The organism is Pseudomonas sp. PA15(2017), from assembly GCF_001945395.1.
GTDB lineage: Bacteria > Pseudomonadota > Gammaproteobacteria > Pseudomonadales > Pseudomonadaceae > Aquipseudomonas.
Genome location: NZ_MSXV01000028.1, coordinates 16,715 through 30,618, shown reverse-complemented (window position 1 = coordinate 30,618; position 13,904 = coordinate 16,715). Strand labels below are relative to the sequence as shown.

11 protein-coding genes and 1 pseudogene are annotated in these 13,904 nt (G+C 65.5%); 4 read left to right on the top strand and 8 right to left on the bottom strand.

The genetic code is table 11. The annotated features are described in order from the left end of the window. The first annotated feature begins 53 nt into the window (after positions 1 to 53). From BVH03_RS09620 to BVH03_RS09610, 3 genes are all read left to right on the top strand, one after another. Positions 54 to 557 carry a sigma-70 family RNA polymerase sigma factor gene (locus BVH03_RS09620; RefSeq protein ID WP_371915348.1) on the top strand — a complete coding sequence of 168 codons (504 nt, stop codon included), beginning with the start codon at positions 54 to 56 and terminating at the stop codon, positions 555 to 557. After that, entirely contained in the window at positions 554 to 1,504 is a 951-nt protein-coding gene (locus tag BVH03_RS09615; RefSeq protein ID WP_075960952.1) for a FecR domain-containing protein, read from the top strand. Before BVH03_RS09620 ends, BVH03_RS09615 begins: the two co-directional genes overlap by 4 nt. 96 nt (positions 1,505 to 1,600) lie before the next feature. After that, on the top strand, positions 1,601 to 4,018 hold the full coding sequence (locus BVH03_RS09610; RefSeq protein ID WP_075960951.1) for a TonB-dependent siderophore receptor: 2,418 nt from the start codon (positions 1,601 to 1,603) through the stop codon (positions 4,016 to 4,018). 231 nt (positions 4,019 to 4,249) lie between these two features. Here BVH03_RS09610 and tauD read toward each other — a convergent pair whose 3' ends face one another. The 4 genes from tauD to tauA all read right to left on the bottom strand — a co-directional run bounded on the left by tauD (position 4,250) and on the right by tauA (position 7,759). After that, positions 4,250 to 5,110: a taurine dioxygenase gene (gene tauD, locus BVH03_RS09605; RefSeq protein ID WP_075960950.1), complete on the bottom strand. Its 861-nt coding sequence runs from the start codon at positions 5,108 to 5,110 to the stop codon at positions 4,250 to 4,252. Positions 5,111 to 5,115: 5 nt separating this feature from the next. Then, positions 5,116 to 5,931: a taurine ABC transporter permease TauC gene (gene tauC, locus BVH03_RS09600; RefSeq protein WP_075960949.1), complete on the bottom strand. Its 816-nt coding sequence runs from the start codon at positions 5,929 to 5,931 to the stop codon at positions 5,116 to 5,118. Next, positions 5,921 to 6,709 (bottom strand): taurine ABC transporter ATP-binding protein, encoded by a 789-nt coding sequence (locus tag BVH03_RS09595; protein WP_075960948.1) that lies wholly within the window; start codon positions 6,707 to 6,709, stop codon positions 5,921 to 5,923. The genes tauC and BVH03_RS09595 overlap by 11 nt, the downstream gene beginning before the upstream one ends. 66 nt (positions 6,710 to 6,775) lie before the next feature. After that, complete coding sequence (tauA, locus tag BVH03_RS09590) at positions 6,776 to 7,759, bottom strand: taurine ABC transporter substrate-binding protein (protein ID WP_075960947.1); 984 nt, start codon at positions 7,757 to 7,759, stop codon at positions 6,776 to 6,778. 283 nt (positions 7,760 to 8,042) lie between these two features. On the opposite strand from tauA, the gene BVH03_RS09585 reads away from it, so the two are divergent. Further along, positions 8,043 to 9,419, top strand: coding sequence for a uracil-xanthine permease family protein (locus BVH03_RS09585; protein ID WP_075960946.1), 1,377 nt, complete (start codon positions 8,043 to 8,045; stop codon positions 9,417 to 9,419). Positions 9,420 to 9,470: 51 nt separating this feature from the next. Here BVH03_RS09585 and BVH03_RS09580 read toward each other — a convergent pair whose 3' ends face one another. The 4 genes and pseudogenes from BVH03_RS09580 to BVH03_RS27180 form a co-directional block, all read right to left on the bottom strand. Then, entirely contained in the window at positions 9,471 to 10,784 is a 1,314-nt protein-coding gene (locus tag BVH03_RS09580; protein ID WP_075960945.1) for an FAD-binding oxidoreductase, read from the bottom strand. A gap of 114 nt (positions 10,785 to 10,898) precedes the next feature. Then, positions 10,899 to 11,945 carry a glutamine synthetase family protein gene (locus tag BVH03_RS09575; RefSeq protein ID WP_075960944.1) on the bottom strand — a complete coding sequence of 349 codons (1,047 nt, stop codon included), beginning with the start codon at positions 11,943 to 11,945 and terminating at the stop codon, positions 10,899 to 10,901. A gap of 364 nt (positions 11,946 to 12,309) precedes the next feature. Next, positions 12,310 to 13,161 (bottom strand): hypothetical protein, encoded by an 852-nt coding sequence (locus tag BVH03_RS27185; protein WP_371915349.1) that lies wholly within the window; start codon positions 13,159 to 13,161, stop codon positions 12,310 to 12,312. Positions 13,162 to 13,187: 26 nt separating this feature from the next. Next, a pseudogene (locus BVH03_RS27180) lies at positions 13,188 to 13,781 on the bottom strand (methyl-accepting chemotaxis protein); the annotation flags it as partial. Between the last annotated feature and the right edge of the window lie 123 nt (positions 13,782 to 13,904).

Sequence of the window (13,904 nt, the reverse complement as noted above, 5' to 3'; positions counted from 1 at the left end):
TGCATGAATCTTAGAATGAGAAACATTATCACATTTTAATGGATCTTCACGCTGTGCGCAGCCATAACAACGCGCTAGGTTTTTTCTTCAGCGACCATCATCGCTGGTTGGTGCAATTCGTCCAGCGACAGTTGCGCAATCGGGCCGATGCCGAAGACACCGCCGCCGAGACCTTTTGCCAGATGCTCAATGCACGCGTCGATCCGGCGAGCATCGAGCAGCCGCGGGCGTTTCTGTCGACCATCGCGCGCCGGTTGATTTTTGACCGCCACCGCCGCAAGCGGCTGGAGCTGGCCTACCTGGAACGGCTGGCGCAAATCCCGGAAGCGTTGATGCCGCCTCCGGAGGAGCGCCTGCTACTGCTCGAAGCGCTGGACGCTATCGACCAGACACTGGACGGATTGCCCCTGCTGGTCAAAAAAGCCTTTCTGTATAGCCAGCTCGACGGTTTCAGCTATGTGGAGATCAGCCGTCGGCTGGGCATTTCCGAGCGCACGGTCGGCCGCTACATGACTCAGGCCCTGCGCCAGTGCTACCTGTGTGGGGCACAGCCATGAGCCACGCTCCGCTCGATCGCGCCGCCGAGCAAGCCATCACCTGGATGGTGCGTCTGCGTGCCGGCACGCCAAGCGCTCAGCAACGTGCGCGCTTCGATAGCTGGCTGGCCAGCGATCCGGCACACCAGCAGGCCTGGGCACAATTGCAACGCGGCCTGGGTAGCCACTTTGACGTGGTGCGCCAGGCACCTGAACGGTTGCGCGACAGCCTGTTGCACGCTGAGTCCAGCCGCCGTGACGTGCTGCGCGGACTGGTTGGCCTGGGCATGCTCGGTAGCGGCCTGTGGCTGGCTGCCGGCAGCGACCAGGGCCGGGTACTGCTGGCCGACCTGCGCACAGGTATTGGCGAAAGACGCAGCCTGGCCTTGCCAGACGGCAGCCGCTTGAGCCTGAACGCTGACAGCTCCGTGGATGTGGACTTCTCTGCCCGACACCGCCTGTTGCATCTGCACCAGGGTTCACTGCTGGTGCAGGCCGCTGCTGATCCGCTGCGACCGCTTGTGGTGCGCACCGCTCAAGGTGAGGCCAAGGCACTGGGCACGCGCTTCATGGTAGAGCGCCAGGCCGATTCGACTCGCGTGCTGGTGCTGGAACATGCCGTACGCGTCTCCCTGCCCGGCGGCCAAGGCCTTGAACTGCAAGCGGGACAGTGTGCGGATCTCTATCCCGCGCGCATCGAACGTCTGCCGGGCGACCAGCGTTTTCGCGCTGACTGGCAACAAGGTCGCCTTAGTGTGTTCGACGAGCCACTGGAGGCCGTGATAGATGCCTTGCGTCCCTATCGGCGCGGGCTGATACGGGTCGCCCCACAGGTACGACACCTGCACGTCCAAGGCGTATTCGCGCTCGACGACAGCGAGCGAACGCTGACCGCCCTGGCCGAGACCCTGCCGCTGAGCGTCGAGCACTATGGCCCGTGGCTGACCCTGATCGGGCCACGTAGCTGAATACAGGATATAGAATGCAAATTCTTCGCATCCGTGTCCGCTTTCACCACCTCGTTGCACCTCTCTCCTGACGATCCCACTTTTCAGGAGCATCCCGTGTTCAAACCCTGGCCTCTCGCCCTGGCAATCGCACTCGCGTCCAGCCTGCCGTTGGCAGCCGCCCATGCCCAGTCGGCGCCTCAGCAACAGCGGCTGACCTTCCAGCTGCCGTCCGGCGGACTCGGCATTACCCTAAACGCGATCGCTCGTCAGAGCGGCCAGGTCATGTCGCTCGACCCCTCACTGATCACCAACAAACGGGCGCCGGCCATCGTCGGCGAAATGACCGCGCTGGAGGCGTTGCAACGGGCCTTGGCGGGCAGCGACCTGCAGGTGATCGTTACCGCCAGCGGCGTGTTCAGCGTCGTGCCGGCGGTCCAGGCGCAAGGCACGATGGAACTGGGGGAGACCCGCATCGACAGTCAGGAGCTGAACGAGGTCACCGAGAACTCGGGCTCTTACACCACAGGCGCCGTAACCATCGGCAAAACCGCGCAGACCCTGCGGGAAACACCGCAGTCGGTCACCGTGGTGACCCGCAAACTGATGGACGACAAGAACCTGGTATCGCTCGACCAAGTCATGGCCCAGACCACCGGCATTACCCGTGCCAACCGTGGCTATGGCAACCACCACTTCAGCTCGCGAGGCTTCGACCTCACCGACGAGAGCTACCTGGTCGATAGCGTACCTGGGCAGGCATACGCCTATACCGGCTGGATGATTCCGGACATGGCGTTATTCGATCGAGTGGAAGTGCTGCGCGGCGCCTCGGGCCTGCTGGTCGGCGCAGGCAACCCCGGCGGCGCGGTGAACCTGGTGCGCAAGCGCCCGAGTGTCGACCCGCGCTTCACGGTGATCACCCGAGCCGGCTCCTGGGACAACTACCGCCTGGACCTTGACGCCAGCGGCCGCCTCAATTCCGAGGGTACCCTGCGCGGGCGTCTGGTTGCCTCCTACGAGGACCGCGGTTACTTCACCGATGTCACCAAATCCAAGCGCCCGCTGCTGTACGGCATACTCGAAGGCGACCTGAGCGACGCAACCACCGTGGCTTTAGGTCTACGCCGTCAGACCTCGCGGATCGACGGCTATAGCGTGCTGGGCCTGCCCAACAATCCGGATGGCAGCAACCCCCTTCTCAAGCGCAGCACCTATCTGGGCCAGGACTGGACCAAGATGCAAACGAACATGGATGAGGTGTTCGCCGACCTCACTCACCACTTCACCGACAGCTGGAGCGCTAAACTGGCGATGTCACATTCCGAAGGCGGCTACGACCGCAGTGCTCTGGATTGGGGTGTGGACTTCAGTCAACCTGGCTCGCTCGAATACGGAGCACCCGGCGCACCCCGGGTCACCGGCGTGGGCTATCACAAGTTCAGCATCACCTCCAATGCATTCGATGGCCACCTGGATGGCAGCTTCGACGCCCTCGGCCAGACCCATCAGGTCACGCTCGGGGCCAACTGGTCCCAGCGCAAGATGAACGACAAGGATGCAAGCGTGGAGCTGGCGACGCCCATTCCACTAGATGTGTTCGACCCCAGTCACAACAATGTTCAGAAACTGGCTCGTCAAGGCTGGGGGACAGACAATGACAGCATCGACACGCGCTATGGCGTATATCTCAACACCCGGCTGCATGCCACCGACGCTCTGAGCTTGGTACTCGGTTCACGTCTGAGCTGGTACAAGAACGAAGTGTGGGATGGGCCAACGGTCAATACCAATCGCCAGAACAGTGAATTCACGCCGTTCGTCGGTGCCATCTACGACCTCAACGATCAGTGGTCGTGGTACGCCAGCTATGCCGACATCTTCTTGCCCCAGTCGGATTACCGCACCGTCAGCGGGAGCGCGCTGGATCCGTCGATAGGCTCCAACTACGAAACCGGGATCAAGGGCGAATTGTTCGACAAGCGCCTGAATGTCTCGTTAGCGGTGTTCTATATCGAGCAGGAAGACGTGGCGGTCAAAGACCCGAATGCCCGTGACGAGTGCACGAACGACTCCTCGGGGCAATGCTGGCTGAACGGTAACGGCATCAGTCGCAGTAAAGGTTTCGAGGCCGAAGCCACTGGCGAGGTACTGCCGGACCTGCAGGTGGCCGCCGGTTACACCTACAACACCACCGCCGACTCGGGCGGCGGCCCCATCTCGGCGCAGACGCCCAAGCACATGCTGCGCCTGAACACCCACTACACCCTGCCAGGGCAGTGGAATAGGTTCAGCATCGGCGCAAGCGTCTCGGCGCAGAATGGCTACAAAGATGCGGTCAATGAGTCGCAGAACAGCGGTCGAGCCATCGTCGACGCCCGCGCCGCCTACAGGATCGACGATCACTGGACCGTCGGGGTCGACGTCGACAACGTCTTCGATCGCAAGTATTTCGCATCCATCGGCTACTGGACACGCGGCACCACCTACGGCGAGCCACGCAGCTACATGCTGAGCCTGCGCGGCGACTTCTAACCTGACCTCGCTACCGGCCACACTTGTCGGTCGACCCAGACGGCGTGCTCAAAGGCGCGCCGTTTGTATTTTCGTCCTTGACCGGCCTCGCCGGGCGAAGACAACAATGCCCCTCACCGAGCGAGGACACCGCTTTGCCGATGACCGCGAGGCATGTGATGCCAGCAAACGAATGCGCAGACCCGCTCTGACGAGGCCACTAGCAGGAAGGATCACAGTGCTGCTGACATCTTATGCAGCCCACCGCTGCGCGGCAGGCCCATAGGGCCGATCGCCGAGAATCGTCGCGCGGTGCATGATGCGCCGCTGCGGGCGGTAGTCGTCGCAGGCGTAGTGCTGGGTCAGGCGGTTGTCCCAGAAGGCCAGGTCGCCCTGGCGCCATTGCCAGCGCACGGCGAACTCCGGCCGGGCGATCTGTTTGAACAACATCTGCAGCAGCGCCGTGCTTTCGCCTGGCTCCAGCTCCTTGATGCGCGTGGTGAACGCTTCACTGACGAAGATGCCCTTACGCCCGGTTTCCGGGTGCACGCGAATCACCGGGTGGGTCACCGGCGGGTTGGCGGCGCGGGCGGCGTTCCATTGCTCCAGGGCATCCGGGGTGGTGCCGAAGCGCTCCAGCGGAAACGACAGGGTCAGGTCATGCACCGCGCTCAGGCCGTCGAGCAGCCCGCGGATCGGTGCGGAAAGCGCCTCGTAAGCCGCCGAGCAGCTGGCCCACAGGGTGTCGCCACCGTGGGCCGGCACGTGCCGGGCGCTGAGCAGCGAACCCAGCGGTGGCGACTGGATGAACGACACGTCCGAATGCCACAGGGCGTTGTCGCGCAGGTCGTTGAGGTCGGTATCCAGCACGAGGATTTCCGGCTGCGCGTCGATCTTCGGGTAGATCGGATGAATGTGCAGGTCGCCGAACAGTGCGGCGGCATTGCGCTGCTGCGCGGGCGTCAGCAACTGATCACGAAAGAACAGCACCTGGTGTTCGAGCAGGCCCTGATGCAGCGCCCGATGGTCGCCAGGCGTCAGCGGCTGCGACAGGTCGACGCCGTGCACCCGGGCGCCCAGGGCCTGGCCGATACGCTCGAATTGGATGCTCATGATCGTCAGCTCCAGGACGCGAAACGTTTCTGCAGAGCCCGCAACCCCAGCTCGATGGTCAGAGCGATAGCGGCGATCAGCAGGATGCCGACCACCACCACGTCGGTAGCGAGGAACTGCGCAGCGGACTGCACCATGAAACCCAGGCCCTGATTGGCGGCGATCAGCTCGGCAGCCACCAGCGTCGACCAGCCGACGCCAAGGGCGATGCGCAGCCCGGTGAGGATGTCCGGCAATGCGCTGGGCAGAATCACGTGGCGTACCACCTGCAGGCGGTTGGCGCCCAGGCAGCGAATCGCCTGGATACGCGCCTTGTCGACGCGGCGCACGCCGCCCACGGTGGCGATCAGCAGCGGCGCGAACAGCGCCAGGTAGATGAGCAACACCTTGGACAACTCGCCGATGCCGAACCAGATCACCATCAACGGCAGATAGGCCAACGGCGGAATCGGCCGGTAGAACTCCACCAGCGGGTCGAGCGCGGCATTCAGCGTCGGGTTCAGGCCCATGGCGATGCCCAGCGGCACGGCGCTGAGCACCGCCGCCAGCAGGGCCAGCAGCACGCGCCACAGGCTGGTACTCAAATGCTGCCACAGGGTGGCGTCCAGGTAGCCGTCGTGCAGCAAGCCCTTGAGCGCCACCAGCAGTTGCTCGGGCGCCGGCAGGAAGAGGGTATCGATCCAGCCCAGGTGCGTGGCCAGCCACCACAGGCTCGCCAGCGCGGCCAGGGTGGCGAAGGCGGCCACGCGGCGGCGGTCGAGGCCGATGACAAGGCGGCGACGGCGGACGTTCAGAGTGCTGCGTAGCGCTTCAGTAGGCATGGTCGGCGGGCTCCTGCAGGAAAATATCGAGCAACTCCTGGCGCAACTGCGCGAAAGCCGGATCGCCCTTGATCGAACGTACCGGCTCGCCGGCGGTGTAACGGCGCGCGAACGGCAACTGCCGGCGCAGCACCGCGCGAGCGGGCGGGCCATCCAGCACGATCAGGTCGGTGGCCAGGAACAGTGCCTCATCGACGCTATGGGTGATCAGGAACAGGCCCTTGCCAGTGCGCTTCCAGACGTCGAGCAGCAGCACCTGCATGCGCTCGCGGGTCAGTGCATCGAGGGCGCCGAAGGGTTCGTCGAGCAACAGGAAATCCGGGTCGACGGCCAGCGCCCGGGCCAGGCCGAGGCGCTGACGCTGGCCGCCGGACAGCTCGCCGACCTGATGGTGGGCATGGCTGGCCAGGCCGACCAGTTCCAGCACCTCAAGCGCCCGTGCATGGCGCTCGGTCTTGCTCAGGCCACGCAGGCGCAGGCCCAGGGCGACGTTGTCGAGGGCATCGAGCCAGGGCATCAGCGCGTCGTCCTGGAATACCACGCCCCGCTCGCCCCCCGGGCCCTGCAGGGTTTTGCCGTCGATATGCACCCGGCCGCGGTCCGCTGGCTGGAAACCGGCCAGCACGTTGAGCAGGCTGGACTTGCCGCAGCCCGACGGGCCGAGCACGACCACCGACTCACCTTTGTCGATCTGCAGGTCGAAGTCATCCAGGATCACCTGCGCAGCACCGCGGCGCGCGAAGCTCAGGCTGACCCGCTCGGCATTCAGTCGGCTCATGGTCGACTCCTCAATTAAAAAAGCCCCTCCGAAGAGGGGCAAACCTGTCGTGAAGGTGATTCGGGTTCACTGCGCCTTGGGCACGTACTCGGCGCTCACGTAGGGCGAGTAGTCGGGCAGGACGGCGGGAATGCGCTTCTGTTCCTTGAGGAACTCGGCCGTACGCGCGGTGGCCTTGGCGGTGCCGCCGCCCAGCAGCTCGGCGCTCACCTGCTGCTGGGCGCTGGGATAGGTCGAGCCGGCCAGCAGCTCGGGAACGTCAGCGGCATTGGCACCGATCAGCTTGGCGATCTTTTTGGCCTGTTCGGAATCGGCGGTCCACTTGGCGGCGTTGGCCTGGTAGTCGGCAAAAGCGTCCAGGGTCACGCCAGCGAACTCGGCGAGTACCTCGGGGTGCTTCTCGGCGAAATCCTTGCGAGCGACCCAGACCTCGAAGGTGGGCGCACCCCATTTGCCGACTTCGGCGGCATCGGTCAGCACCTTGCCGCTGCGCTTGATCTCGCCCAGGGCCGGCGACCAGACGAAAGCGCCATCGATGTCACCGCGCTTCCAGGCGGCGGTGATCTCGGCGGGATTGAGGTTGACGATCTTCACCTTGCTCGGGTCGATGTTCCAGTGCTTGAGGGCACCGAGCAGGCTGTAGTGGGAGGTGGACACGAACGGCGTGGCGATGGTCTTGCCCACCAGTTGCTCGGGGTTGTCGATGCCGCTGCCGTTACGCACCACCAGCGCCTCGGCGGCGTTGATCTGCGCCGCGACCAGGAAGGTCACCAGCGGCAACTTTCGCGAGGTGGCAGCGGCCAATGGGCTGGAGCCGAGGTTGCCGATCTGCACGTCGCCGGAGGCCAGGGCGGTCACCACTTCGGGGCCGGAATTGAAGCGTCGCCAGTCGAGCTTCTCGCCGATGGCTTTCTCGTAGGCACCGTCGGCCTGGGCGACCTTGGACGGGTCCACGCCGGTCTGGTAGCCGATGACGATATCGGCCGCCTGGGCCTGCAGGCTGGTGGCAGCCACGACGGCGAGCAGCAGGGTCTTCAAGGCATGTTTCATGAGCAACTCCTCGCAATGGGCACCGAGCCATCCCGGCTGCCTGCGCCTCGGTGGCGCTGTTGCGAGAAATTTATGGTTATAAAAAATATCCTTCCAATAACATTTAATGATTAGCTTAGAGCCGCCTGTCACAGCCGTGAGCCAGCGCGGCAGCGCTTGCACAAGACAATGCCGGTTACAGCAAAACGCGCCGATAGCCGGACCTCGATCACCCGGTCGCCAGCCACTTGGGATTGCCGTTTGCAGGCAGTAGAATCCGCCGTTTTTCCAGGCGATCACGACCATGCAACCAGGTGACTCCCCGCGTAACGGCGAACTGATCTACGGCCTCGAGGACCGCCCGCGCCCGCTGGTGGCCATCCTCGCCGCCCTGCAGCATCTGCTGGCGATCATCGTGCCGATCGTCACACCGGGCCTGCTGATCTGCCAGGCGCTGGGCGTGTCGGCCCGCGACACCAACCTGATCGTGTCCATGAGCCTGGTGATTTCCGGCATCGCCACCTACGTGCAATGCCGCCGCTTCGGGCCGCTGGGCGCGGGCCTGCTGGTGGTACAGGGCACCAGCTTCAACTTCGTCGGCCCGCTGATCGCCGGCGGCGCGCTGATGGTCAAGCAGGGCACACCGGTGGAAGGCGTGATGGCGGCGATCTTTGGCGTGGTGATCGCCGGCTCGTTCGTGGAGATCGGCATCTCGCGCATCCTGCCATTCGTGAAGAGGCTGATTACCCCGCTGGTGACCGGCATCGTGGTGCTGATGATCGGCCTGACGCTGATCAAGGTCGGCCTGATCAGCATGGGCGGCGGCTACGGCGCGATGGCGGGCGGTACATTCGCCAACGGCGAGAACCTGCTGCTGTCCGGCGTGGTACTGGCGGTGATCGTGGTGCTAAACCGCATCCCGGTGGTGTGGCTGCGCAGTTGCGCCATCGTCATCGCTCTGCTGGTCGGCTACGCGCTGGCCGGTTACCTGGGCCGCCTGGACTTCACCGGCATGCACCAGGCCGAGCTGTTCCAGGTGCCGACGCCGCTGCATTTCGGCCTGGGCTTTTCGTGGAGCCTGTTCATCCCGATGCTGGTGATCTACCTGGTGACGTCCCTGGAAGCCATCGGCGATGTGACCGCCACCAGCAAGGTGTCGCGCCAGCCGGTGGAAGGCCCGCTGTGGATGCAACGCATCAAGGGCGGCGTGCTGGTCAATGGCGTCAACTCGCTGCTGGCCGGCGTGTTCAACACCTTTCCCAGCTCGATCTTCGCCCAGAACAACGGGGTGATTCAGCTGACCGGCATCGCCAGCCGCCACATCGGCGTGTGGATCGCCCTGGTGCTGGTGATTCTCGGCCTGTTCCCGGCGGTAGCCGGCGTGATCCAGGCCGTTCCCGAGCCGGTGCTCGGCGGCGCGGCGATGGTCATGTTCGGCGCCGTGGCGGCGTCGGGCATCAACATCCTCGCCGGTATCGAGCTGGACCGCCGCGCGCTGCTGATCATCGCCGTGTCCCTGGCCCTCGGCCTCGGCGTTTCCCAGGTGCCGGAATTCCTCGCCCACATGCCGGCGGCGCTGCGCAACGTGCTGGAATCCGGCGTGGCCACCGGCGGCATCTGCGCGCTGGTGCTCAACTGGTTCCTGCCGGAGAGCACGGCCAAGGCCGAACGCCACGACTAAGAATCTGTGGCCCGTTACCGCCAGGGTGCAGGCAACCCTGGCGAACTGCCGTCAGCGCAGCTTCTCGAGCATCTGGTAGTACCACATGCCCGCCGCCAGCATCGGGTTGCCGAGCTGATCGCCCAGGGGCACCTTGATGTGCTTGCAGGCGGCGAAGGTGTCGAACTGTTCCAGGTCGCCGGTGATCGCCCTGGCCATGATCTCGCCCATGATGTGACTGGTCGCCACGCCGTGGCCGGAATAGCCCTGGCAATACCAGACGTTGCCGGACAGCTTGCCCAGCTGCGGGATGCGGTTCATCACGATGCCCATGGCGCAACTCCACTGAAAATCGATCGGCACGCCCTTGAGCTGCGGGAAGGTGCGCTCGATGCACGGCCGCAGCTCGCTGGCGATATCCCGCGAATCACGCCCCGAGTAATTGGCGCCGCCGCCGAACAGCAACCGGCCATCGCCGGTCAGGCGGTAGTAGTCGAGCACGAAGCGGCAGTCGTACACCGCCAGATCCTGCGGGTTGATCTCGTGGGCCAGCTCGCCCAGCGGCGCGGTGGTGACGATGCCGCCCATGGCCGGAAAGATCATGCCCTTGAGCTGGCGACGCTCCAGCTTGTGGTAGACATCGCCGGCCAGCAGCACCTGCTTGGCTTCGATGCGCCCGCCCGTGGTGACCACCGCCGGGCGCGGGCCGTGAACGATCTCCAGCACCTCGGAATGTTCGAAGATCAGCGCGCCCAGGCTTTCGGCAGCCCTGGCCTCGCCGAGGCACAGGTTGAGCGGGTGCAGGTGCATGTTGCGGGTGTTCTTCAGCGCGCCGCAGTACAGGTCGCTGCCCAATTGCGCCCGCACGCCAGCGGCGTCGAGCAGGCTGACATCGCCCGCCATGCCGCGGCGTAGCGCTTCGTCATAGGTGGCCTTGAGCTCGTCCAGATGGCTGGCCTTCATCGCGGTATGCAGATGGCCGTATTTGAGATCGCAGGCGATGCCGTACCTGGCCACCCGGCGCTCGATGATCGCGTGGCCGCGCCAGCGCAGTTGCCAGATGAAATCGTCCACGGCCTCGCCCAGGGTGTTGCGCATCTGCTTGCGCATGGCTTCGTCGCCGGACAGGCTGCCGGTGACCTGGCCGCCGTTGCGCCCGCTGGCGCCCCAGCCGGCCTTGTGGGTTTCCACCACGGCGACCTTGAGGCCGCGTTCGGCCAGTTCCACCGCGGTGGCGATGCCGGTGAAGCCGCCGCCGATGATGGCCACGTCCACGGTCACGCTGCCCTGCAGCGTCGGGTAGTCGCTCTCGAAATTGAGCGAGGCCGAGTAGTAGGACGGCGCGCGTACGGCAGCGGGTTTGACGGATTGATTGCTTGCGTTCATTGCATGTCCTTGGGGTGCGCTGGCACCGATAAATCAGCCATCGCGGCTAAAGCCGCTCCCACGCAGCGCTTGGGTAGGAGGGGCTTCAGCCCCGAGCCTTTCAAACAGGAGCCATCAGGCATTGCTCAGGTACCAGCGCCAGTCCTGTTCGCCGACCTCACCCATGAACTGGCGGTACTCGGCGCGCTTGATCGCCAGGTACACCTTGAGAAACGCCTCGCCAAAGGCCTCGCGGGCCCACTCGGAGTGCTCCAGCGCCTGGATCGCCGCCGACCATTGGGTAGGCAGGTGCTCGGTGGCCTGGGCATAGCCGTTGCCCTCGACCGGCGCCCCGGGGTCCAGCCCCTCGCGGATGCCCCGGAGAATCCCAGCCAGAATCGCCGCGGCGGCCAGATAGGGGTTGGCATCGGCGCCGCAGATGCGGTGCTCGATATGCCGGGTATTCGCCGGGCCACCGGGCACGCGCAAGCTGACGGTGCGGTTATCCACACCCCAGGTGGGCGCCAGCGGCGCATAGCTGTTGGCCTGGAAGCGTCGGTAGGAATTGGCGTTGGGGCAGAACAGCAGCAGCGAGTCGAGCAGACTGGCGAGCATGCCGCCGACCGCCTGACGCAGCAGCGGCGTGCCGGCTGGGCTTTCACTGGCGAACAGATTTTCGCCTTGTGCGTCTGCGAGGCTCACGTGCATGTGCATGCCGGTGCCGGCGATCTCGGCGAACGGCTTGGCCATGAAGCAGGCCTGCATGCCGTGGGCATGGGCCACGCCCTTGACCAGGTGCTTGTAGCGCACCGCCTGGTCCATGGCCGCGAGTGCCGGGCCGTGCTCCAGGGTGATCTCCACCTGGCCAGGGGCGTACTCGGAAATCGCCGTGCGCGCCGGGATGCCCTGAGCCTTGCAGGCCGCGTAGAGGTCCTTGAGAAACGGCTCGAGCTGCTCCAGCTCACGCAAGCCGTAGACCTGGGTCTGCCGCGGGCGGCCGCCGTCGGCGTCCAGCGCCGGCTGCGGGCGCCCGCTCTGGTACAGCGCCAGCAGCTCCTCGCGGTGCAACAGCTTGCCGCGCGGCACGCCATTGGCATCGAGGATGAACAGTTCGATCAATTCGATATCGGGGTTAGCGGCCAGGAAGTTCTGGGCTTCCTGCACCGCTGCGAAAGTGGTCATCGCGCACTCGCTTGCGCCAGTCAGGCGCTCGATGTCCGCACGGCCGGCTCGCGGTTCGAACCGGCGCACAGGCAGACAGATGGGTATCAGCGACTGCGGTCAGGGCGCAGCCATCGGATTCAGCGGGCGGAGAAGGCGTCCGGCGGGCGGGCGTGGCGACAATGCCAGAGTGCCCAGAAGGCGAGGATCTGCGGCAGCGCCGTGGGTTCGGGCGCCCGCCCCCGCGAGCGCAAGGCTGGCAGAGCAAGGGCGTGGACAAGGCTGCAGACCGGAATAGACATGCCAGCGAGGCTCGCACGCCGCGACAGTCGGGTTAAATCGTTATTGGCGCACCTTCAGGTCGCCAGCGGCTAAACAATCGCGCTCACGGCTCCGGCCGGTAACCCAGGCGCAAGCCGCCCCAATGCTTGCCCTGCACATGGATCGGCACCGACAGGTCGTGCATCAGTTCGCCGGTGTCGCGCATGTAGGTCTGCAGCAGCACGCGCTGTTGGTGGCTGCCGCAACGAATGCCGGTGCGGTCGTTGAACAGCCGCTTGCTGCGGCTCTTCACGGTGTCCACGGCGCGATCGCCGGTGGGCGGATGGTTGAAGGCCTGATTGTGGGTCGGCACGTAACCTTCCGGCGTGGTGGCGATGGCGAACACCAGGCCTTCATGACGCTTGAGCAGCGGCTCCTGAATGGCCGGCAGCACGCCATCGGCGTAGCTGTCGAAGCGCGTGCGGAATTTGGCCGGGAAGCTGTCCGGGATCGGCTGGTACTGGCGGTCGAACAGATCCGCGAGGCTGATGCGCCCGGCCTGGATATCGGCCTCGAACTGCCGGGCAATCGCGGCGGCGCCCTCCAGGGCGAGGTCGTAGATGCGCTGGTGGTAGTCATCGAGCCCGACGCTGGCCAACTGCTCGCTGACGCTTTCCGCCTGGCCGACCAGCTGCTCGGCGGCCTTGCCCAATTGGCGGGTCTGGTCCTCGCTGCTGCGCACGTCGCCGCGCAGTTGCTCGACCGCCACCAGCAGCTCGGCCAGATGCCCGTGGTTGCTCGCCGTGCCAGCGCTGATCTGTTCCACCTGGGTGTCGACATCAGCGGCCAGGTCGGCGATGCCGCGTAGTTGCTCGCCGGTGAATTCGACCTGCCGGGCGGCCGCTTCGAGCTCCTCGGCCTGACGCTGGATATGGCTGACCACCGCCGCACTCTGTTGGCGGATATCGGCGATCATCTGCCCCACCTCACCGGTAGCGCTGGCGGTACGCCCAGGCTGCGCACCTCGTCGGCGACCACCGCGAAACCACGGCCCTGCTCACCGGCTCGCGCAGCCTCGATGGCGGCATTGAGCGCCAGCAGGTTGGTCTGGCTGGCGATGGACTGGATTACCTGGGTGACCTGTTCGATCTGCTCGGTACGCGCGCCAAGGCCGTCGATCAACTCGCGGCTGGCGGCGGCCTGGACACTGAGCTGCTGCATGCGGCCGATGGCCTGCTGCAGTTCGGTCTGGCCGCTGGCGCTGCTGGCACGCACCGTCTGCGCGGCACCGAGGGTCTGTCCGGCGCGCTCGGCGTTGCTCTGCTCGGTGCGGGTCACGGCATGGGCGCCCTCGCTGATCTGCTCGACCGCCACCAACTGCGACTGCAGCCGGCCAGCCAGTTGCTGCACGGTGAACGCCACCTGGGCCGCGGACAGCGCGTTATGGCAGGTGTGCTGCGACAGGCTCTGGCTCAATGCATCCAGCGAAACCGCTGGGGCGGCTGCTGCCGTCGCCGGGGCAGGGCGCCGCCAGGGGCCGAGCCAGGGCCACAGCGCCAAGGCCAGCAAGGCGATCACGCCGACATAGACCGGCATCTGCACCTGCAGCCAAACCAGCAGCAGCGCCAGCAGGCCGACCACGTGCAGGGCCAGCGCGAGCCGGTCACGAGTCATTCCAGCGTCCATGGCGAACCTCGTCTTTCTTATTGTGGGGTGATA